Annotated in this window: 18 protein-coding genes and 1 tRNA gene; 7 read left to right on the top strand and 12 right to left on the bottom strand. The window is 62.8% G+C overall.

Annotation, left to right across the window (positions count from 1 at the left end; all coding sequences use genetic code 11):
• Nucleotides 1-3 precede the first annotated feature (3 nt).
• Nucleotides 4-76 (top strand) — tRNA-Asn (locus ACT3TP_RS06725).
• 117 nt (nucleotides 77-193) lie between these two features.
• On the opposite strand, the gene ACT3TP_RS06720 is transcribed toward ACT3TP_RS06725, so the two are convergent.
• A complete protein-coding gene (locus ACT3TP_RS06720; protein ID WP_096287451.1) occupies nucleotides 194-1027 on the bottom strand; it encodes a hypothetical protein in 834 nt (277 codons plus the stop codon).
• Between the two features lie 173 nt (nucleotides 1028-1200).
• Here ACT3TP_RS06720 and ACT3TP_RS06715 point away from each other — a divergent pair, with 173 nt between their 5' ends.
• Nucleotides 1201-1530, top strand: a complete 330-nt coding sequence (locus tag ACT3TP_RS06715) for a thioredoxin family protein (protein WP_096287449.1) — start codon at nucleotides 1201-1203, stop codon at nucleotides 1528-1530.
• On the opposite strand, the gene ACT3TP_RS06710 is transcribed toward ACT3TP_RS06715, so the two are convergent.
• Nucleotides 1527-2732 carry an ROK family transcriptional regulator gene (locus tag ACT3TP_RS06710; RefSeq protein WP_096287447.1) on the bottom strand — a complete coding sequence of 402 codons (1206 nt, stop codon included), beginning with the start codon at nucleotides 2730-2732 and terminating at the stop codon, nucleotides 1527-1529. The two genes, ACT3TP_RS06715 and ACT3TP_RS06710, sit on opposite strands and share 4 nt — an antisense overlap.
• Nucleotides 2733-3218: 486 nt before the next feature.
• On the opposite strand from ACT3TP_RS06710, the gene xylA reads away from it, so the two are divergent.
• The 3 genes from xylA (at nucleotide 3219) to ACT3TP_RS06695 (ending at nucleotide 6968) form a co-directional block, all read left to right on the top strand.
• Nucleotides 3219-4412, top strand: coding sequence for a xylose isomerase (xylA, locus tag ACT3TP_RS06705; RefSeq protein WP_444619990.1), 1194 nt, complete (start codon nucleotides 3219-3221; stop codon nucleotides 4410-4412).
• A 95-nt stretch (nucleotides 4413-4507) separates the two neighbouring features.
• Nucleotides 4508-5902 carry a xylulokinase gene (locus ACT3TP_RS06700; protein WP_444619988.1) on the top strand — a complete coding sequence of 465 codons (1395 nt, stop codon included), beginning with the start codon at nucleotides 4508-4510 and terminating at the stop codon, nucleotides 5900-5902.
• Nucleotides 5903-6158: 256 nt separating this feature from the next.
• A complete protein-coding gene (locus ACT3TP_RS06695) occupies nucleotides 6159-6968 on the top strand; it encodes a DUF4352 domain-containing protein (protein WP_444619986.1) in 810 nt (269 codons plus the stop codon).
• Nucleotides 6969-7049: 81 nt separating this feature from the next.
• On the opposite strand, the gene ACT3TP_RS06690 is transcribed toward ACT3TP_RS06695, so the two are convergent.
• The 3 genes from ACT3TP_RS06690 to ACT3TP_RS06680 all read right to left on the bottom strand — a co-directional run bounded on the left by ACT3TP_RS06690 (nucleotide 7050) and on the right by ACT3TP_RS06680 (nucleotide 10151).
• Nucleotides 7050-7604 carry a TetR/AcrR family transcriptional regulator gene (locus ACT3TP_RS06690; RefSeq protein WP_444619984.1) on the bottom strand — a complete coding sequence of 185 codons (555 nt, stop codon included), beginning with the start codon at nucleotides 7602-7604 and terminating at the stop codon, nucleotides 7050-7052.
• On the bottom strand, nucleotides 7601-9514 hold the full coding sequence (locus ACT3TP_RS06685) for an MFS transporter (protein WP_444619982.1): 1914 nt from the start codon (nucleotides 9512-9514) through the stop codon (nucleotides 7601-7603). The genes ACT3TP_RS06690 and ACT3TP_RS06685 overlap by 4 nt, the downstream gene beginning before the upstream one ends.
• Before the next feature lie 262 nt (nucleotides 9515-9776).
• A complete protein-coding gene (locus tag ACT3TP_RS06680; protein WP_105553743.1) occupies nucleotides 9777-10151 on the bottom strand; it encodes a PH domain-containing protein in 375 nt (124 codons plus the stop codon).
• Nucleotides 10152-10325: 174 nt separating this feature from the next.
• Between ACT3TP_RS06680 and ACT3TP_RS06675 the strand changes: the two genes are divergently transcribed.
• The gene (locus ACT3TP_RS06675; RefSeq protein ID WP_444619980.1) at nucleotides 10326-10997 is read left to right on the top strand and encodes a DUF6308 family protein; all 672 of its coding nucleotides are present in this window, start codon (nucleotides 10326-10328) and stop codon (nucleotides 10995-10997) included.
• A 138-nt stretch (nucleotides 10998-11135) separates the two neighbouring features.
• Here the strand turns inward: ACT3TP_RS06675 and ACT3TP_RS06670 are convergent, their stop codons facing one another.
• Nucleotides 11136-11618 carry a 6,7-dimethyl-8-ribityllumazine synthase gene (locus ACT3TP_RS06670; RefSeq protein ID WP_258133596.1) on the bottom strand — a complete coding sequence of 161 codons (483 nt, stop codon included), beginning with the start codon at nucleotides 11616-11618 and terminating at the stop codon, nucleotides 11136-11138.
• A 359-nt stretch (nucleotides 11619-11977) separates the two neighbouring features.
• On the opposite strand from ACT3TP_RS06670, the gene ACT3TP_RS06665 reads away from it, so the two are divergent.
• Nucleotides 11978-12607: a maleylpyruvate isomerase family mycothiol-dependent enzyme gene (locus tag ACT3TP_RS06665; protein ID WP_105553740.1), complete on the top strand. Its 630-nt coding sequence runs from the start codon at nucleotides 11978-11980 to the stop codon at nucleotides 12605-12607.
• A gap of 49 nt (nucleotides 12608-12656) precedes the next feature.
• Here ACT3TP_RS06665 and ACT3TP_RS06660 read toward each other — a convergent pair whose 3' ends face one another.
• Genes ACT3TP_RS06660 through bioB form a run of 6 tightly spaced genes read right to left on the bottom strand, consistent with a single transcriptional unit; the run spans nucleotide 12657 to nucleotide 19381 of the window.
• Nucleotides 12657-13679 carry an LLM class flavin-dependent oxidoreductase gene (locus ACT3TP_RS06660; RefSeq protein ID WP_105553739.1) on the bottom strand — a complete coding sequence of 341 codons (1023 nt, stop codon included), beginning with the start codon at nucleotides 13677-13679 and terminating at the stop codon, nucleotides 12657-12659.
• A gap of 58 nt (nucleotides 13680-13737) precedes the next feature.
• Nucleotides 13738-14448, bottom strand: coding sequence for a dethiobiotin synthase (gene bioD, locus ACT3TP_RS06655; RefSeq protein WP_105553738.1), 711 nt, complete (start codon nucleotides 14446-14448; stop codon nucleotides 13738-13740).
• Nucleotides 14445-15623, bottom strand: coding sequence for a cytochrome P450 (locus ACT3TP_RS06650; protein WP_105553737.1), 1179 nt, complete (start codon nucleotides 15621-15623; stop codon nucleotides 14445-14447). The genes bioD and ACT3TP_RS06650 overlap by 4 nt, the downstream gene beginning before the upstream one ends.
• A complete protein-coding gene (locus ACT3TP_RS06645) occupies nucleotides 15620-16795 on the bottom strand; it encodes an aminotransferase class I/II-fold pyridoxal phosphate-dependent enzyme (protein ID WP_105553736.1) in 1176 nt (391 codons plus the stop codon). Before ACT3TP_RS06645 ends, ACT3TP_RS06650 begins: the two co-directional genes overlap by 4 nt.
• Nucleotides 16788-18146: an adenosylmethionine--8-amino-7-oxononanoate transaminase gene (bioA, locus tag ACT3TP_RS06640; protein ID WP_444616077.1), complete on the bottom strand. Its 1359-nt coding sequence runs from the start codon at nucleotides 18144-18146 to the stop codon at nucleotides 16788-16790. Before bioA ends, ACT3TP_RS06645 begins: the two co-directional genes overlap by 8 nt.
• Complete coding sequence (gene bioB / locus ACT3TP_RS06635) at nucleotides 18146-19381, bottom strand: biotin synthase BioB (protein WP_444616065.1); 1236 nt, start codon at nucleotides 19379-19381, stop codon at nucleotides 18146-18148. The genes bioA and bioB overlap by 1 nt, the downstream gene beginning before the upstream one ends.
• Nucleotides 19382-19501 lie beyond the last annotated feature (120 nt).

Here is a 19501-nt window from a genome sequence, read left to right as displayed (position 1 = left end):
CATTCCTCCATAGCTCAATTGGCAGAGCATTCGACTGTTAATCGAAGGGTTACTGGTTCAAGTCCAGTTGGAGGAGCTTTCAAAAGGCCCCGGTTCTCATTGCGAGAATCGGGGCCTTTGCCTTTGAGTATTCCTGCCGGATGTTTGAAGCCTCACGCCCGCCTAGGGCGCTAGAGGGATCCACTGTTGGGGCCTATGCCTGCGCGGGGTGGTTCCACAGTCTTCGAGATTCCAAATACCAGAAATAGGTGAAGAGGCCGATCTCGTACCACTCGATGATAAATAGCGCCTGCGCTACGCCCATGAGGGTAAGCACGAGCCATCCGACGATGCCCAAAGCCATGAGTACCAGCAAGACGGCGTACTGGGTTGAACGCCCACCGCTGGTATCGGTGTCGCAGAGGTCTTCGCGCCCCAGATGGCTGGCGATGGCTACTCCCATGCTGATAATCAATAGAAACGCGGCAGCATAGTGAACACCGGCAAAGTCTGTGCCTTCGATGCTGCGCCACAACAGCAAGCCGATAAACGCGATCAGCAGCACGGTACTGACGAGGGTCAAAGTTTTACTGAGCGTGCTGAAGTGCAACGAGCGCGGCGACCACTTGCTAGTTTTCCATTCAAGCCAGACAAATACCGCGGAAACCACGAGGACGGCAAACACCGATATTTGCACGGAGCGGATCAGCTGTAGTTGACCGTGCGGGGTCAGCGTGGAGAGCGTCTCGCCCAGCCGGGTTGGAACCAAGGCTACAAATATCGCGTAGAAACCGGCAAGGTTCAGGGCATAGTCCTCCAGGGGCGCGCCTTTGTAAACTACGAGCATTACTCCGGTGGCGACAAGCATTGCGACGAATAGGTCCCGGCTAGGTCCCAAGTAGTAGGAACTGATCGAGTCTTCAACTTTTCCGTTTAAAAGCCCATAAATCACGATGGCAACAACCAGTAAAAGCGGTAGGACCAGCAGAGCTAGCCTGACGTAGCGTAGCGTGTCGCGGCCATGATCGATTTCGTCGTTGGTGCCCATACTTGAATTCTGCAACAGCAACTACGTGCTGGCTAGGAATTGTTTTCATCTCAGCGTGTCGCTGGGTTAAGCGTTTGTGCACCGTGAATCCCCGCATCGCTTAGCCGTGTGGCAGCCGGGATAGCGAATCCAGAACTTCCTGGATCTCTGGATCCTTCGAGGAGAATGTACGTATGCGCATCGAATTGTTGGTTATCGAGAATTGCCCCAACTCCGCCCTTGCGGCCGAGCGACTGGGCGCTGCCCTAGAAGCACTCGGGGTCAGGAACACGACGATACTGCAACACGTTTTGAAAACGAGCGCCGAGACGCGTGGCACTGGTTTTGCCGGTTCCCCAACGATCATTGCAGGAGGCATTGATCTTTTTCCGGCGGCGACTACGCGCGAACTCGCTTGCCGCATCTATCCGACGCCGGATGGGCTGCAAGGTGCGCCAACTGTTGACCAGCTGACCGCGGCATTGTCGGCCCGAGGCTACGGGCAGCGGCAGGCAAACCGCTAGGGCGTCTGGTCCGCGGCCCTGTACCCGGCTGGGTCCGAAAGCAACCGGGCGAATGCCAATTCGGCGGCGCCAATGAGCAATAGATCCGAACCCAGCACAGCCTTTCTGATTCTGACCTCGCGGCCTAGCCCTGCAATGGGGCCGCTGGAGACCGCATCGGTCAACCGTTCGGCGCGCATTGCGTAGATGGTTCCCAAGAAACCGCCAAGGACGATCATTTCTGGGTTGAATATATTAACGAAATTGGTAAGCGCCACGGACAGCAGATCAATCTGCCGGTCGATTTCTTGGTGAAGCTGCGCGGACTCATTGCCGGCAATTGCCTGCTCAAGAGAGTCTAGGTCGGCGCTGTCGAACTGGAGGATATCCAAGAGACTTTCAACCCGCACCTCGGCATCGAGGCAACCTCGGCGCCCGCAATGGCAGAGGACCCCGCCGGTTCTGACCAAGGTATGCCCCAGTTCTCCGGCAAAGCCCGAGGCTCCACGAAGCGGGGCACCGCCGGTGAGGATGCCGCCGCCAATGCCACTGGCGCTTCCATTGAGATAGAGCACATTGGCGTAACCTTGCGCGGCACCGTGAATGCTTTCGGCAACGGAGCCTAGGGTTGCGTCGTTTCCTACGAGTAGCGGAAGTCCGAGCGCGGGTTCCAGCAATGACGACAAGGATTCATTCGCCCATTGCAGGTGCGGTGCGAGGAGGATCTTTCCGTCGCTGTCTTGCACCAGAGCGGGCACCGCTACGCCCACGGCGACGATGCGATCCAGCACATCGATATCCGCGCGCATGCCGTCAAGAATTGCCTTGCTGATGTTGGCGGTTTCAACAGGAGTCGGTTTCGCGGCGGCTTCATAGCGAATTCTGCGATGGACCTTGCCGCCGAGCCCGACAAGCCCAACATGCACGGCATCGATGTCCGGGTTGATGGCGACCGCGACGACTTTGTCGTTGGGATGAACGAGCGGGCTGGGCCGGCCAGCCCTGCCAGCTGCTTGTGGCTCGCTTTCGAAGACCAGCCCCAGCTCGCAAAGTTCGGCGACTAGTGCGCCGACCGTGGAACGGTTAAAACCGGTGCGCTCGGTAAGTTGGGCACGCGATAGCCTGCCTTCGCGGTGCAACAAAGTGAGAATGACAGACAGATTATTGCGCCGCATGGTTTCAGGGCTCTGCACCGCCTTGGACGCACGGGGTGAGGCCGTCATCTAGTGTCCTTCAATTCTTCATTCTTAGGCTGAGCTGGCTAGCTGATGGATGAGCAACGGCGGCCAGCGACCGAGTGCCATAAATTCAATCGGCTGGGCAGGGGTAACGAGCCACGAGCACCAGTGGCGTCCGTCTTGTCAGTCGTTGGAACATCTTCAAACTTTCGCCATTTTATCAACTACGTTGCCGCTCCCAATGACCGTTCTTGCGCTTGCAAGCCACGCGACGTGACGACGGGATGCCATGCGGCACGGGCCCGGCAGAAGATTGCCGCGTTTCAAGGAAATGGACAATCAAAATTCCCATAAGTTGTAAACGTAAACTTATAGGAGTTAGGGCGCTACATCAAGTCTATACCCCTTGTTTTACTTGGTGGAGAAACGCTGCCAATTTCGTTTATTCGCGAATGAGGGGGAAGTTTTCCTTGACTCTGAGGATCGTTCTGCAATAAGTTGTTGCTAACTACAAATCATTTAGGAGTACGCATGACTTTGCAACCAACGCCAGCAGACCGTTTCACCTTTGGCCTATGGACGGTGGGATGGACCGGGAACGATCCGTTCGGCACGCCAACCCGCCAGGCACTCAACCCGGTCGAAGCGGTCAATCGGCTCAGCGAGCTGGGTGCTTACGGTATTACCTTCCACGACAACGACCTGATCCCGTTTGATGCAACGGCAGCAGAACGCGAGAGCATCCTCAAGGATTTCCGTGGCGCCTTGGAAACGACCGGTTTGAAGGTCCCAATGGTTACCACCAACCTGTTCAGCCATCCGGTCTTCAAGGACGGCGGCTTCACTTCCAACGATCGCTCCATTCGCCGCTATGCCTTGCGCAAGGTGTTGGAAAACATTGACCTCGCTGCCGAGATGGGTGCCGAAACCTTTGTCATGTGGGGTGGCCGCGAAGGCAGCGAATACGACGGATCCAAGGATCTGGCATCTTCGCTCGATCGCATGAAGGAAGGCGTTGATACCGTCGCCGCCTATATCAAGGAAAAGAACTACGGGCTGCGCCTTGCGCTGGAACCTAAGCCAAACGAGCCACGCGGTGACATCTTCCTGCCCACGGTAGGCCACGCGCTGGCTTTCATTGCCGAGCTTGAGCACGGCGATATCGTAGGCGTTAACCCGGAAACCGGCCATGAACAGATGGCAGGATTGAACTTCACGCACGGCATCGCGCAGGCGCTTTGGGCAGAAAAGCTGTTCCACATCGACCTCAACGGACAGCGCGGAATCAAGTACGACCAGGACCTCGTCTTCGGCCACGGCGATCTCACCAGCGCCTTCTTCACTGTCGACCTGCTTGAAAATGGATTCCCGAACGGCGGGCCAACCTACAACGGTCCACGCCACTTCGACTACAAGCCATCGCGAACCGACGGCTATGACGGGGTATGGGACTCCGCCAAGGCGAATATGTCCATGTACTTGTTGCTCAAGGAACGCGCTACCGCATTCCGCGCCAACCCAGAGGTGCGGGAAGCGCTGAAGACCGCAGGCGTCTTCGAGCTGGGCGAAAGCACTCTGGCCGCCGGCGAAACCACCGCGGATCTGCTGGCGGATACGTCGGCATTCGAAGGCTTTGATGCAGACGCTGCCGCCGAGCGTTCCTTCGGGTTCATCCGCTTGAACCAGCTGGCCTTGGAACACCTGATGGGCGCACGCCAAGCCTGAGGTTTTTACAAGAAAAGTTTGACCGCGTCCCCGGTTCTGTTGCCAGATCCGGGGACGCGGCGCTGTTATTCATCCCAAGCCCGAAAGTTACCTAAATGCAGCTGGTTGCCGGAGTGGATAGCTCCACCCAATCTTGTAAGGTCGTCATTCGTGACGCCGGTTCCGGAGCCCTGATCCGACAGGGCTCCGCGCGCCATCCATCGGGCACCGAGATCGACCCAGAGCACTGGTGGACGGCACTGCAGCAAGCCATCGAAGAGGCCGGCGGCCTGGAGGATGTCTCGGCTATTTCGGTGGCAGGCCAGCAACATGGCATGGTTTGCCTCGACGCCGACGGCGCGGTAGTTCGTCCGGCCTTGCTGTGGAATGACACTCGCTCCGCGGGCGCAGCTCGGCAGCTCGTCGAAGAATTCGGCGCCGAGTATTGGGCGCGCACTCTCGGAACCATCCCGGTGGCCTCACTCACCGCGACCAAGCTGTTGTGGCTGGCTACCGCGGAACCAGAGAACGCCGCGCGCACTGCCGCGGTATGCCTACCTCACGATTGGCTCAGCTGGCGCCTGGCAGGATTTGGCCCAGGCAGCGGTGCCGAAGGCCTAGCCGCGTTGCGCACCGACCGTTCGGATGCCTCGGGAACCGGGTACTGGTCACCGAGCACCGGCGAGTATCTTCCAGAGGTGCTCGAACGCACCCTAGGGCATGTGCCGGTCCTGCCAAAGGTCCTGGCGCCATTGGAAGTCGGACAGTTGACCTCATCTGGAATGCTGATCGGCCCCGGCTGCGGCGATAACGCCGGAGCGGGATTAGGCGTGAACGCCACGCTGGGCACCGTGGTGATCTCGGTTGGCACCTCCGGGACGGTATTCACCGTGTCCGACCAGCCTACCGGGGATCGTTCGGGGCTGGTGGCCGGATTCGCCGATGCCACCGGCAGCTACCTGCCACTGGCTTGCACCTTGAATGCCTCCCGCGTGCTGGATGCGACGGCGGCGCTGCTGAAAGTCGATCTTCCGCAACTGTCCCAGCTGGCATTGACCGCGCCTGCCGGTGCCGAGGGTTTGAGCCTGATCCCTTACTTTGAGGGGGAACGAACCCCTAATCTGCCCGACGCTACAGGCTCGCTGCACGGGCTGACCTTGGAGAACTTCACCGCCCAGAATCTGGCTCGAGCCGCCTTCGAGGGGATTATCTGTTCGCTGGCGGACGGGCTGAAGGCACTGACGGACTTGGGGGTGCTGGCCGAGCGTATTGTGCTGGTCGGTGGGGCGGCGCGTTCGGTTGCACTGCAGGAAATTTCGGCCAGTGTGCTGGGCCTGCCGGTAAGCGTTCCGGAACCCGGGGAGTACGTTGCCGATGGGGCAGCGCGCCAGGCGGCGGGAGTGTTAAGCGGAGTATTGCCGCTCTGGCCAACCAATGAGGCCCTGCTGGCGACAAGCGAACCGGACAGCCGGGTCCTCCGCCAGTACCGGCAGGCTGCTTCCGGTTACTGAGAGCCCAGAGGACTGCCCTTCGGCTACATGGTCAACATGAAGTCGAGGGGCAGTCCTTTGCCGGAAGCGCGAGCTAAGCCGAGGCAGGGGCGGAACTTCTCGGGAGCTGAAAATTTACTGTGAGGCTAAAGTGTCGGAGCGTCCTCGTAGTGTCGTTGATGGATCAAGCAAGATTCAATCCGGATCACGACCATGGGGTATGAGCCGGTTTCACTTAGGCGCTGGCTAAGCGCCGTCATCACTTGAGGAAATATTCATGTCTGCTGGAACTCCACTGGAGCCTGCACCGCACTCGCAGCTCCCACCCGCAAAGTCCACTGCCGGCAAGGGGCTGGGAATTGCCGCACTGGTCATTGCCATCGTTGCCCTGACCCTGTGCTGGGTCCCGATCGTGAACAACTTCGCCGCGGTTCTGGGTTTTGTCGCCCTGATCCTCGGCGTCATCTCGCTCGCCATCGCCGCGAAGCGGCGCGGCAGCAAGGGGCTGGGGATCGCCTCTAGCGTGATCGCCATCGTTGCCATCGTGCTGGTCTTCGTCACCCAGTCCGCCTACGTCAAGGCCTTGGACGGTGTCTCGGCTGCCATCGATGACGCCGCGGACGGAGAGGTCGCGGCTCCGGAGAAGGTCATCGAGCAGGCGGCAGATGAGTCTCAGGTGCTCAAGCTGGGTGAGGCGGCCACTATCGGTGAATATTCGGTCAACGTCAGTTCCGTGAACCTCGAAGCCGACGAGGCCATGGCCAAGGCCAACTCATTCAATGAAAAGGCCGAGGGGCAATATGTCCTCGTAGATCTTTCCGTGGTGTACAACGGCGAGGAAGAAGGCGACGCCTGGCTTGACCTGTCTCCAGAGCTGGTTGGTTCCGATTCGCGCATCTACAGCACCTCTAGCTCCATGGCCATGGCTCCGAAACCAGCCATGGATGTGCCTACGCTGACCAAGGGCGGCAAGGGAACCTACCAGGTCGTCTTCGATGTACCGGCCGATGCGCTCGATGACGCGAAGATCCGCGTCACCGAAACCTTGTCCTTCGACGACGAAGCGGGACTCTGGGCAACTAAGTAGTCCTGTCCGGTTAGGCGCACGCACGGGGCAGAGCAAGGCCGTGCCGCACAGTGACTTACTGTGCGGCGCGGCCTTGCGGCATTATTGCCCGGCGCCGGCCCTGTCGATGTGCAGTTGGACCGCCGCCGCATACTGCTCGACGACCTCGTCGGAATCGAAATCCTCGGACGCGAAATAGCCCAGGACTCGAATGCCCTCGGCCAGGCCCAGCAGCTGGCAGGCCACGGCCGAGGCGTGGCGGCGGTCGGCGGTGGTATCTCCGATGGTCCTTGCCACCCCGGCCAGATAGGTCTCGCGCAGCTCGCGCTGGGTTATCTCTGGAGTGGGCGATTGCCTGATCCGCGGGACCAGGGTCTCCCAGGGATCAACCACCGCGGCATCACGCCGGTTGAGGATCTGCTGCACCAGCGCCCGGCCCAGGCGTTCGCGGGGCAGGTCCAGGTCTGCCAGCGGAACGGTGATGGTGCTGGCCACGGTGTACAGCTCGGCCTTGGAACCGAAGAGCTTGATCACCAAGGCGGGGGAGACCTGGGCGGCCTCGGCGATCTCGCGCACGGTAACATCATGAAATCCGCGCTCGCCGAACAAGGCCGATGCCGCTTGGCGGATGCGTCCCCGGCCATCGATGGCGCTCATGCTGGCAACTCGATATCCACACGCTCGGTCCGCGCCCGCAGAATGAGCTTGACCGAAGTGGCGGTGTCACTGTGCGGTGACGCGGCGGTTAAAACGTAGGTTCCCACCGGAGGCAGATCCAAGGTGTAACTCCCGCGCCCGTCGGTGTGGGTCGCGGCGATGAAGTCGCCGGCTCCGGCACTCAGGCTGACCAGGGCCCCGGTCACGGCCATATTGCCGGTAGCCACCACGCCACTGAGCGAAAGCGTATCGTGCAGTTCCACATTGTGCTCCGTGGTTCCGCCGGAGAAGGTCACCAGCTGGGAATTTGGCACCCAGCCTGCGGCGTTGGCGACCACGAGATAGCGTCCTGGTCCGGGCAGCGCCGCGGTGAAAAGCCCCTCATGGTCGGTGCGCGCCCAGTCACCGGGGACGCCGTCCTGGCGCACAAAGGTCACAATGGCCGGACGCTGGGTACCGCCGGCAGCGGACATGATGACCCGGCCATGCACCATGGTCTCTTCGACGTTGTTGTCTGCCTTCGGCGTGCGCCCGCCGCTGGGGATGAACAAGGCAATGGCGATGCCGATGGCCGCGGCCAGCGCCGCGAGCCAGAACGCCAAATGCAGCGCGTCGATCGAGGGCAGCACGGTGCCGTTGTGCTCGACGACCAGCGTGGCGAGGATCAGGCCGGTCAGTGCGCTGGCCACGCTGGTGCCCAGCGAACGGATCAGCGCATTGACCCCGTTGGCCGAGGCGGTTTCGGTAATCGGCACCGCGCTCATGATCAGCGTCGGCATCGCGGCGTAGGAGAAGGCGACTCCGACGTTGACCAGGGTTGCCCCGACGATCACCTGCCACACAGCGTCATCCAGGAAGACCCGGCCCACGTAGGTGAGGGCCATAATCGCCGCGCCGAAGATCATCGTCGGTTTGCCTCCCCAGCGATTGAGCATCGCGCCGGCAACCGGGGACAAGAAGACCATGGCCAGCCCCGAAGGCACCATGGCGAGCCCGGCGACCAGCACCGACAAGCCAAAACCATAGCCGGTCTGCGTGGGGATCTGCAGCTGTTGGGTGGTGATGAGCATGTTGACGAACATCGCCACGCAGAGGAAGAACGAGGCGACGTTGGTCAGAAGCACCGGCCGCTTCACCGCGGTGCTCAGGTCCACCATCGGCTGGTTGACGCGCAGCTGCAGCGGGATCCAACCGGCAAGCAGCGCGAGTGCCAGAGCAAATAGGCCGAGTGTGAGCGGACTGTTCCAGCCCCAACTGGCACCCTTGGTGACGGCCAATAGGGCGGCGGTGAGTATTACGGAGAGGACCAGCGCCCCGGAGATGTCGAAGCGGCCGGGGGTGGTGATCGTCGATTCCTTGACCAGCAGCAGCACGCCTACGAGGAATACCAGGCCCAGGCCTGCGGAAACCCAGAACAGCGATTCCCAGCCATAGGCGTTGTAGAGCAGTCCGGACATCGGCATGCCCAGCGCCGAGCCGATGCCCAAGGTTGCGCTCATCAGCGCGACGGCCGAGGCCACCTTTTCCTTGGGCAATTCGTCGCGAAGCACCGAGATTCCCACCGGGATCAGCGAGGAGGCGAAGCCCTGCATGGCCCGCCCGGCGATCAGTGCGCCAAAGGATCCGCCGAGGGCGGCAACAAGCGAGCCGAGGGTCATCACGGCCAAAGCGAGCAGCAGCATTTTGCGCTTGCCGTACATGTCGGCCATGCGGGAAATGACCGGGGTGAAAATCGCCGCGCTGAGCAGCGTGGCGGTGACCAGCCAGGAGGAATCTTCGGCCGAGACGTCGAGGATCACCGGAAAATCAGGCAATAGTGGGACAACGAGGGTCTGCTGGAGCGCTACCACCATCCCGCACAAGGCGAGGATGGCGGTGGTCGCCCACGCGGGAACGGAACGTATCGGCACGACGGTGGCCTTCGGATAATAGATGGCGCAAATGGGGTGAACGGCTGTTTACCCTCTCTAAGAACACACGGACATTCGGTGTACTGTCAGGTAGGTTCCGGTGCCGGAGGGGGCGATGAGACCGTCGGAACCGGACTATCGGATCCTCAGCGTGCACGGCAGCAGGGCGTTCAGTGCCCTTTCGGTTGCATGGATTCCAGCTAGCAATTGTTGATCCGGAAAAGTTCATCCCGGACGATTTTTCAAAAGCGCCAGCGTACTTCTACAGAACGTAGCCGGCGATCACTTGGGAGAGGGCGCGAATATCGACTTTGCCCTTGAAATCCAGGCTCACCTTGCCCAGACCGCTAAACCACAGTTCCAATTCCGCGTCGAGATCAAAGGTTCCGGCCGTTTCGACGGAGAAGGCCTGGATGCGGGAGTAGGGCAGCGAGGTGTAGTCGCGTTTCTTGCCGGTCAGGCCTTGGACATTGACCGCAACGAGCCGCTTATTGGTGAAGACTACATAGTCGCGTGCACCCTTGAACGCGGCGAGCAGTTCTTCCCCGGAGACGAGCATGGGAGTTATTTCCGGTGCTACCTCGGCCAGGTTCCATGGGCCGAGTTTGAACACTGAGGAGTTATTAAAATCGATCATGCCTTGATCCTAGGCATGACTTGGGACAATTTGGAGCGCATTCGTCGGTGGGCGTGCCTATGTGATGTTGGCAAGGAATGAAGCGCTCCGGGCGCATCTGTCGGAAGCTGGTGATACGTTGAGCCCATCGGGCCTTCGGGCGCATTACAGGGGGAACACGTGCCACTTTTCGCAATGAATTCGATCGAGCATGACGACGCAGTCGCCGATCTCAAGAAGTACTTTGAAATCCGAGAGAACGGTCGACCTCGATATTCAGGTTCGCAGTTCGAATCCTTCGCAGGTGGAGGTGACCTTCGCGAACCCAACAAGATCACTGCCGAGGATTTGATAGCGGTTTCGATGCTCTCGGTTCACGTTCCAGGACAGGCCGCATTGGGGATTTTGGGAACCTATGCGGAACAGCTCGGCGAACAACTTGCTCAGATTCCAGTGGGCCTTCGATTCGAGGAGCTGACCGAAGGAGAATTCCAGAAATTTCTGGCCGACGGATCTCCCGCAGACAAGTTGTGGGAGATCCTTCGTCAACCAGGGAACAGGTGGGGGATTGGGCAGACTACCGCGAGCAAGATCCTGGCCCGCAAGCGTCCGCATCTGATTCCTATATTCGATTCCGTGATCGCCAAGCGGGTAAAAATACCTGGCTCCGGTACTCAATGGGCTCGTTGGTGGGACGCGTTCCATCAGGATCCAGCTGAGGATGTAAAACTCGTTGAGAAGCTGAAGAGCATTCGCGAGGACGCGGGGCAAACGCACCTCTCGCTCTTGCGAGTGCTGGATATTGTGCTGTGGACAAGCGGCGGAAGGCAAGGCATCGTTCCCGATGCAACACTCGACGAGGCGTAACGAGCTGAACGACGAGCATCCCGCTTAGCTCCGCAAATTCCCGCCAACGGGTCAAGAATTTCATACGAAAAAATGCGTGATGGTCGCTCCGGATAGTTCTCGAAGCGACCATCACGCATTGCGTATTAGAAGCGAACGCTACTCGCCGAGCGCCGCGATTGCACGCACCGCGCGCGCGGCTTCGGCGCCCTTCGTGACGAAGTGCTCGAAGTAGAACTTTTCGTGCTCTTCGCTGGAGTGGAAGTGGTGCGGGGTCAGGCTCACCGAGAAGGTCGGCACATTCGTGTCCAGCTGCACGCGCATCAACCCATCGACAACCGCCTGAGCGACAAAATCGTGGCGGTAGATCCCGCCGTCGACTACTAGCGCGGCGGCCACCACGGCATCATACTTTTCCGACTGCGCTAGCCGCTTGGCCTGCAGCGGCATCTCGTAGGCACCAGGCACGGTGACCACATCGATGCCGTATTCAACACCGGAAGCATCCATATCTGCTTTGAACCCTGCCAGCGACTGGTCCACGATATCTGCATGCCAGCTGGCCTTGATGAATGCGATATTTAGTGGCTTGCTCATGTAATTCTCCTGTGTCAGTTTTTCTTGTATTAGGCAAAATCTCATCGGAGCCATTCGAACTGCTCAACGGCTCGGGCAGTCTGAAAACCAAGCTCTCCCTATCCAGCCTAGTGTCCTGCGTCTCATTCGCTTCAATGGCGGCGAGAATTGTTGTAACGATTGCTCTCCGCCGAGTGCCTACCCCGTAGCAGCGCCAGCGGCACCGATCTGGAATCGATGGCTGGCCCGTTGTACTTGATGCCCGGCTAGTTCGGGGCAACCGGACTATTTTCCTGCGGCGTGCTGCACTAGGCTTAAATCGCCTCGGAATCGCGTCTGATCTCGACATCTTGTTCATCGCGACGCGCTGTGGAGTGCCATCCGGCGGAACCTGCCCCGACAAGATCAAACCGAACGGAAACTTGATGCACGAGTATGATTTCTGGAATGCAATCCACGCTGAACGGCACAGGCTCCTGGAAATATTGTCGCGACTGGATCATGAGGCTTGGCAATCTCCCACGCTGTGCAGCAATTGGTCGGTCTCCCAGGTTGTCGCGCATCTGAGCGCCGCCGCAAACACCGGCACGATGTCTTGGCTGCGCAGCATCGTGTTGGCAGGTTTCAACTCCGCTGTGCATAACGAGCGTAGGCTGCGCAGATATTTGGGCGACACTCCTGCCCAGACGCTCGCGAACCTGCGTGCATCCGCCGAGAACACAGTCGCCCCGACCAAGGATTACGCGGCGATGCTCGGGGAAGTGATCGTCCACGGTCAGGACATCGCCCGGCCGCTTGCCCTCGAGCTGATCCCTGATCCGGATGCGGTGCACGAGGTTGCCAAATTCTTCTCCGAGCGGGATTTCGCGGTGAACAGCAAACGCCTCGTCACTGGTCTGGCCCTGAAAGCCGAAGATTCTTCCTTCTCGGCGGGAGACGGGCCGCTGGTCAAAGGCAAGCAACTCGATCTTGTCATGATCATGGCGGGACGGCCTGACTACCTGTCTTCCCTTCGCGGCGACGGGGTAGCGGTGCTCGCACAGCGGCTAGCCTAGGGAATCCCGTGAAGTAGCCAGGCCGGTAAAGATCAGCTCGGCGTTCTCCCTAGCGCCAGCCCAGCAGCGGAGCGACATGTTTGAGCACCGATTCGATAACGTGTGCGTTGTACTCGACTCCTAGCTGATTGGGCACGGTCAGCAGCAAGGTATCCGCCGCGGCAATGGCCTCATCCTCGGCCAGCGTCTTGGCCAGTTCATCGGGTTCTCCGGCATAGGACTTGCCGAAAATTGCGCGGGTTTTGGCGTCGATGTTGCCGATCTGGTCGGAGCTGTAGCGGTCGCGTCCGAAGTACTGCCAGTCCCGCTCATCGGTCAGGGCAAAGATGCTGCGGCTCACCGAGACCCGCGGTTCGCGTGCATGGCCAGCGTCTTTCCATGCCTGTCGGTAGAGCTCGATTTGCTCGGCCTGCTGCACATGGAACGGTTTGCCGGATTCGTCGTCTTTCAGCGTGGAGCTTTGCAGGTTCATTCCAAGTTTCGCCGCCCACACGGCGGTGGCGTTCGAGCCCGAGCCCCACCAGATGCGCTCGCGCAAACCCTCGGAGTGAGGTTCTATGCGCAAGAGCCCCGGGGGATTGGGGAACATCGGCTTGGGGCTGGGCTGGGCGAATCCTTCTCCGGAGAGCACTTGGAGCAGACGCTCGGTATGCCGGCGTCCCATCTCGGCGTCGCTCTCGCCCTCATGCGGTTCGAAACCAAAATGGCGCCACCCGTCGATGACCTGTTCCGGTGAACCGCGGCTGATGCCCAACTGCAGGCGGCGGTTGGAGATGAGGTCGGCGGATCCGGCGTCCTCGGCCATGTACAACGGGTTTTCGTAGCGCATGTCGATGACGCCGGTGCCGATTTCGATGCGGCTGGTGCGCGCTCCGATGGCGGCGAGCAGCGGGAAGGGGGATGCGTATTGCTGGGCGAAGTGGTGCACGCGGAAGTATGCGCCGTCCGCGCCGAGTTCCTCGGCCGCAACCGCTAGATCGATTGCTTGCAGCAGCGCATCCGAGGCACTGCGGGTTCCTGACTGTGGGTGATCAGTCCAATGCCCAAAGGACAAAAATCCGATGTTCTTCATACTTGTGCCCAACGCATATTGCCCGGCCGGTATTCCGCAAGGTCGCCGCGCCCGGGGGCTAGGCGGGAATCGGAGCCAGCGCACGGGCCGCTGCGGCCAGCGCCTCCGGGCGGCGTGCCGGATCGCGGACCAGATTTGCGGGCAGTCTCCCGGCGAAGCTCCACCCGAAACGGGTGGCTAAGGCCCGCAGACCCGCCAGATTGCATTCGGCAAGCTGCGTGGGGCGGTCCGGGTAGCTGCCCAGCACCAGCGTGCCGCGGGAGAAGCCGCGGGCCGCACAGGCCTCCAAGGTCAGCGCGGTGTGGTTCAGGGTTCCCAGGTCCGGGCGGGTGACGACCACCAGCTCCGCCGAGACGGCCGCGGCCAGATCAGCGATGGTTTCGCCCGCGGACGTCAGCTCGACCAAGAGCCCTCCGGCGCCCTCGACAAGCACCTCGTCATAGGCAGCTGCCAGCTCGCGGATCCGCCGCACGTGCTCGGCCAGGGGCGGCAGGACCTCGGCGGGGTCGGCGAATCCCGCGCACCGGGCCGCATCCAGCGGTGCCATCGGCGCACACAGCCGCACCCCCTCGGCGGTGCCCAGCCGCTCCGGGTGGCCAAGCCAGCCGGCCGCGTCTTGCACGTCTCCGGGCTGTCCGGGAAGCACACCGGTCTGCGCCGGCTTGTAGATCGCCGCCCGGGCACCGCGGGCCAGCGCCCGGGCGGCGAGCACGGCGGTGGCCACCGTCTTGCCCACCTCGGTGTCGGTTCCGGTGATGGCGTGGATCATCGGTGGGTCCTTTCGAAGGGGAATCCAGTCGGCACCGCGACCGGCGCCTGGAAGGAGAGCAGGTGGGCGAAGCGTGGGGCCGCGCCGGCGGCTTCGAGGTCCGGAAGGCAACGGGCCGTTTCGGCGAGCACCAGTTCGGCCTCCATCCGGGCCAGGCCCGCCCCCAAGCAGCGGTGGACGCCATGGCCGAAGGCCAGCGAATCGTCGCCGCCGGTGCCGAGGATTCCGCCGGACAGGCGCAGCACCAGCTCCTCGCCGACGGCGAATTCGTGATCGCCGACGCGGGCGTCCACCGCGGCGATGCGCCGCCAGGTTGGCACCGAGGAGGCGACGGCCAGCACCTCGCGCACCACGGCTTGGGCCGCGGCTGGTCCGGTGTCCGGGTCGGCGCAGGCGGCCCAGTGGCCCTCGCGCAGCGCCGCGTGCAGAGTGCTCTGGATGAGCATCGCGGTGGTCTCCTGTCCGGCGATCCCCAGGAAGTAGGCCAGCGAGCGGATTTGGCGTTCGGGAACTCCCGAGCGATGCAGCACGGCATAGAGGTTCGGCTCCTGGCTCCTGACCGCCTCGTGAACCGTCTGATCCAGCCAGGCATAGAATTCGGCGGCGCTGGCGGCGAGCACCAGCTGTCGTTCCTCCTCGGGCCACCCCCAGAACAATTCCAGCGAATCCTGGCTCCAGCGTTTGAGTTTTTCGGCCGGCGGCACGCGCACCCCGGTCAGCACCGCCATGATTTCGACGGGGATCACCGCGGCCAGCTCTACGGCCAGATCCAGGGATTCCCCGTTGCGGTAGCGCGGTTCGAGCCGGGCGCAGATTTCCCGCACTCGTTCGGTGACCGGCTGGCGCTGCGACTGGACCTTGGCGGGGCTGAAGAATCCGGCGACGAGCCGGCGCACGGAGAGGTGTTCGCTGCCCGAGGCGCTGGCGAGCACCGGTGGCAGCGCGAATTTCACCGCGGCCAGGATCCGCAACGCGGCCGGGGTGAGGTTGATGGCGGTGCTCAGCGCGTTGGCCGTGGTGAATTCCCCGGGGCGGCGCAAGATGCCGCGCACCGTGTCCGGGTCCTCGACGCTGCGGTAGCGCCGGTTGATGGCTTCGGGAAAGGCCGCGGGCAGCGGGCCGGCCAGCGGGGCGTCGGCCAAGCTGCCGGCGGTGGGGGCGTAGGGGCAATTCATGATTCCTCCTCGATGGCCGCCCGGGCTACCTTCCCGATGGCCGTGGACAGTTCGGCCGGTTGCTGGTGGGCGTGGGCGGTCAGCCGGATACGGGAGATTCCGTCGGGGACGCTGGGCGGGCGGAAGCAGGATACCGCGATGCCCTGCGCGGCCAGGGTGGCGGCGGCCCGCACGGCGGCCGCGGCGCTGGGCATCTTCACCGAGTGGATCGGTCCGGCCCCGGATTCCACCCGCCCGGCCAGTTCCGGGTACTCCGCCAACAGACCGCGGATCAACCGCTGGTTCCGGGCCAGCGCGGCAAGCCGGGCCCGGTCCGCCAAGCGCAGGGCGGCCAAGGCACCGCCGGCGGCGGCGGGGGCCAGCGCGGTGTCGAAGATGAAGGTGCGGGCGGTATTGAGCAGATGTTCGCGCAGCGCTGCGGCAGCCGGGCCGCCGAAAAGCACCGCTCCGCCTTGGGCGCCCAGCGACTTGGACAGGGTTGCGGTGGTGATTACCTGGCCGCGAGCTTCGAGGCCGGCGGCGCGCAGCGCCGACCCGGATTCGCTGGCGGCCAGCGAGTGGGCCTCATCCACCAGCAGCAGCGCGCCGAACTCCCGGCACGATGCTGCCAGCTCGGTTAGCGGCGCAGCGTCGCCGAAAACCGAGTAAACCGATTCGACGGCCAGCAGCACCCGAGGCTTGGGGTGCGCGCTGCTGTGGTTGGCTTGGAGCAGCCGCCGGAAGCTGGCCAGGTCGTTGTGCCCGGCGGTGGCCACAGCCGCGCCGGAGAGCCTGGCCCCGTCGACCAGGCTGGCATGGGCATGCTCGTCCAGGATGAACAGGCTGCCCGGACCGCCCAGGGAGCCGAGCACCCCGAGGTTGGCGGTATACCCGCTGGAGAAGACCAAGGCGGCATCCCGGTGCGTATACCGGCACAGCGCGGCCTCCAGCTCCCGGTGCACTGCTAGAGTTCCGCTGGCCATTCGGCTTGCACCGGCCCCGGTGCCGTAGCTTTCCAGGGTTTCGGCGGCGGCCCGGAGCACCTCGGGATGATTCGAGAGACCCAGATAGTCGTTGGAGGCCAAATCAATGGATCCGGCCCGCAGCGCATCGCTGCGGCGCAGGCCGCGGCGCTCGCGCACGGTGGCTCGGGCGGACAGCCAGCGCTCCCAGCCGGAGGTATTCTCAGCCATGGACCTGCTCCACCGCGGCCAGCAGTCCGCGGCCGAGCGCGGCGAGCTCTTCGGGGGTGCTGATATAGGGAGGCATGACGTAGACCAGATCGCGGAACGGGCGCACCCAGACCCCCTGCGCTACCGCCGCTCGAGTCACTTCGGGTACGTCAACCGGGGCGTGAAGTTGGATGACTCCAACCCCGCCGAGCACCCGCACGTCCTTGACTGATGCCAGTCCGGCCGCCGGGGCGAGCCCGGTGCGCAGCCCGGATTCCAGCGCGGTAACCTGGGCCTGCCAGGGTGCCGCCGGTGGGCTGCCGGCCGGTGCACCGACGAGCAGGTCAAGCGAGGCGCAGGCCACCGCGCAGGCCAGCGGGTTGCCCATGAAGGTCGGCCCATGCAGCAGCGCGGACCCGGCGGACCGAGTGCCGCTGGCAAGCGCGGAGGCGATTTTGCTGGTGCAAAGCATCGCGGCCAGGGTGAGATACCCTCCGGTCAGCGCCTTGCCCACGCACATGATGTCCGGGACGATGCCTGCATGCGCCACGGCGAACAGCTCGCCGGTGCGTCCGAATCCGGTGGCGATTTCATCGGCAATCAGCGGCAGGTCGTGCTCGTCGGCGAGTTCGCGCAGGATGCCGAGCGCCGCCGGCGGGTAGATGTGCATGCCTCCGGCGCCCTGGAGCACCGGTTCGCACACGATCCCGGCCAGCTGTGCGGAGTTTTCGGAGATCAATGCGCGCACCGTGCATTCCCAGTCGGCCAGCTCGGAGACGAGGTATTCCCAGTGCCCCTGTGCGCTGCGGCGTGCGCTCGGGGGCTTGGGCAGGAACAGCTCGGCGGAGGAGCGCGGCGCGAAAGCCGCGTGCATTCCGTCCTGCGGGTCGCAGATGCCCATGGTGGCGAAGGTGTCCCCGTGGTAGCCGCCGCGCAGGGCCGCGAACCGGTGGCGCGTGGTGCGGCCCTTTGCCTCCTGGTATTGGAGGGCGAGCTTCAGGGCCACCTCGACGCTGATTGACCCGGAATCGGCCAGAAACACGTGGCGCAGCTCGCCCGGGGCCAGGTCCACCAGCCGCTCGGCCAATTCGATGGCCGGGGCGTGGGTCAGCCCGCCGAACATCACATGGCTGAACTTCTCCAGTTGTCCGCGCGCCGCGGCATCCAGCGCCGGGTTGCGGTAGCCGTGCACCGACGACCACCACGAGGACATCCCGTCGATCACCTCGCGGCGGATGCCGGTCTCGTCTTCGAGGACCAGCCGGGCGCCGCGTGCCTCGGTGACCGCGTAGCCTGCCCCGGCATCAAGTGCGGCATAGGGGTGCCAGAGCAATCCTGCGTCGCGGGAGAGCAGGCTGGCATCGGTGGGCATCACGCGTTGGGGTTCTCTGCGGTCCCGGCGCCGCGGCGGCGCAGCACCGGTTCGGTCTCGCCGGCGCCGCCACCTGAGGCCGCTTTGCCGCAGGCCGCCGAGGCCGCGGAGGAGCAGCAGGATCCGGCGCACCCGGCCGCGGCGGCATTGTCTGCGTCCGCTGGTTGGCGGGCGGCGTGGGCGGCGGCTTCGTGCAGGGTCTGGGCGATCTGCGCGGTGTTTTTGCCTTCCTGGCCCAGCACCACGAATCCGGCGTCGGCGATCATCGCCAGGTCGGCGCGTGCATCCTGGCCTTCGCTGGTCAGGTAGTCGCCCAGAAAGAGCGAATTAGCCACTTCCAGCGCGGCGGACTGCAGGGAGCGCAGGTGCATTTCCCGGCCGGCGGCGATACGCAGTTCCTTGTCCGGGCAGGCCAAACGAACCAGTGCGAGGATGCGCAGGCAAGCCAGCGGGGTGAGGTTCCAGGTGCCTTCCAGGGGAGTGCCGTCAAAGGGCATCAGGAAATTGACCGGAATTGAGTCGGTATCCAACGCACGCAGCGCGAAGACCGCTTCGATGAGCTGGTCGGTGCTTTCGCCCATGCCGACAATGAGTCCAGAGCAGGGGGAGAGGCCTGCCCCCTTGGCCTGTTCGACGGTGGCTACGCGCTCCTGGTAACTGTGTGTGCTGCAGATTTCCGGGTAGAGGGATTCTGCGGTGTTGAGATTGTGGTTATAGGCGTCGGCGCCGGCCGTCTTGAGCTGTTCGGCTTGTCCTCCTTTGAGAATGCCCAGGCAAGCGCAGACCTCTACCTGCGGATGTTCTTCTTTGAGCTGGTCAATCATGGTGCTCACGCGATTGACGTCCCGGTCGGTGGGCCCTTTGCCCGAGGCCACCAAGCAGACCCGCGAGGCTCCGGCGGCAATGCCCAGTCCGGCCTGGCGGACCGCTTCATCTGGTTTGAGCCAGGTGTATTTCAGGATTTCTGCCTTGGAGCCCAGGCGTTGCGAGCAGTAGGTGCAGTCTTCCGGGCACAATCCAGATTTGAGGTTCACCAAATAGTTCACCTTCACGGTGTTGGAGAAGTGCTTCCTGCGCAGCCGGCCGGCTGCCGTAACGAGCGTTAGTGTCTGCTCATCAGATGTGGCCAGGATAGCGCGGGCCTCGGCCACGGTCAGGCGATGCCCTTCGCTGATCCGTGCGGCGAGGGCAAAGGGGTCAAGCGCGATGCGCTTCGGGCCGGTTAGTGTTGTCATCAAAAATCTCCTGTTGAACAGTGTTCAATATTGTTTGAATTCACTGTACAGCGGATTTCCGAATCATTGAACACTGTTCAGGTTTTTGGCTCGAAGATTAAATGAAGCAGCTCGCGTCGT

The organism is Glutamicibacter sp. AOP38-B1-38, from assembly GCF_052377485.1.
Lineage (GTDB): Bacteria > Actinomycetota > Actinomycetes > Actinomycetales > Micrococcaceae > Glutamicibacter.
Note: the sequence above shows the minus strand (reverse complement) of the source record. Positions and strands in the feature narration are given on the sequence as shown.

Bases quoted from the DNA above. Each gene is read 5' to 3' on its own strand.
- ACT3TP_RS06720 (WP_096287451.1), bottom strand. From the start codon at position 1,027: ATGGGCACCAACGACGAAATCGATCATGGCCGCGACACGCTACGCTAC.
- ACT3TP_RS06715 (WP_096287449.1), top strand. From the start codon at position 1,201: ATGCGCATCGAATTGTTGGTTATCGAGAATTGCCCCAACTCCGCCCTT.
- ACT3TP_RS06710 (WP_096287447.1), bottom strand. From the start codon at position 2,732: ATGACGGCCTCACCCCGTGCGTCCAAGGCGGTGCAGAGCCCTGAAACC.
- xylA (WP_444619990.1), top strand. From the start codon at position 3,219: ATGACTTTGCAACCAACGCCAGCAGACCGTTTCACCTTTGGCCTATGG.
- ACT3TP_RS06700 (WP_444619988.1), top strand. From the start codon at position 4,508: ATGCAGCTGGTTGCCGGAGTGGATAGCTCCACCCAATCTTGTAAGGTC.
- ACT3TP_RS06695 (WP_444619986.1), top strand. From the start codon at position 6,159: ATGTCTGCTGGAACTCCACTGGAGCCTGCACCGCACTCGCAGCTCCCA.
- ACT3TP_RS06690 (WP_444619984.1), bottom strand. From the start codon at position 7,604: ATGAGCGCCATCGATGGCCGGGGACGCATCCGCCAAGCGGCATCGGCC.
- ACT3TP_RS06680 (WP_105553743.1), bottom strand. From the start codon at position 10,151: ATGATCGATTTTAATAACTCCTCAGTGTTCAAACTCGGCCCATGGAAC.
- ACT3TP_RS06675 (WP_444619980.1), top strand. From the start codon at position 10,326: ATGAATTCGATCGAGCATGACGACGCAGTCGCCGATCTCAAGAAGTAC.
- ACT3TP_RS06670 (WP_258133596.1), bottom strand. From the start codon at position 11,618: ATGAGATTTTGCCTAATACAAGAAAAACTGACACAGGAGAATTACATG.
- ACT3TP_RS06665 (WP_105553740.1), top strand. From the start codon at position 11,978: ATGCACGAGTATGATTTCTGGAATGCAATCCACGCTGAACGGCACAGG.
- ACT3TP_RS06660 (WP_105553739.1), bottom strand. From the start codon at position 13,679: ATGAAGAACATCGGATTTTTGTCCTTTGGGCATTGGACTGATCACCCA.
- bioD (WP_105553738.1), bottom strand. From the start codon at position 14,448: ATGATCCACGCCATCACCGGAACCGACACCGAGGTGGGCAAGACGGTG.
- ACT3TP_RS06650 (WP_105553737.1), bottom strand. From the start codon at position 15,623: ATGAATTGCCCCTACGCCCCCACCGCCGGCAGCTTGGCCGACGCCCCG.
- ACT3TP_RS06645 (WP_105553736.1), bottom strand. From the start codon at position 16,795: ATGGCTGAGAATACCTCCGGCTGGGAGCGCTGGCTGTCCGCCCGAGCC.
- bioA (WP_444616077.1), bottom strand. From the start codon at position 18,146: ATGCCCACCGATGCCAGCCTGCTCTCCCGCGACGCAGGATTGCTCTGG.
- bioB (WP_444616065.1), bottom strand. From the start codon at position 19,381: ATGACAACACTAACCGGCCCGAAGCGCATCGCGCTTGACCCCTTTGCC.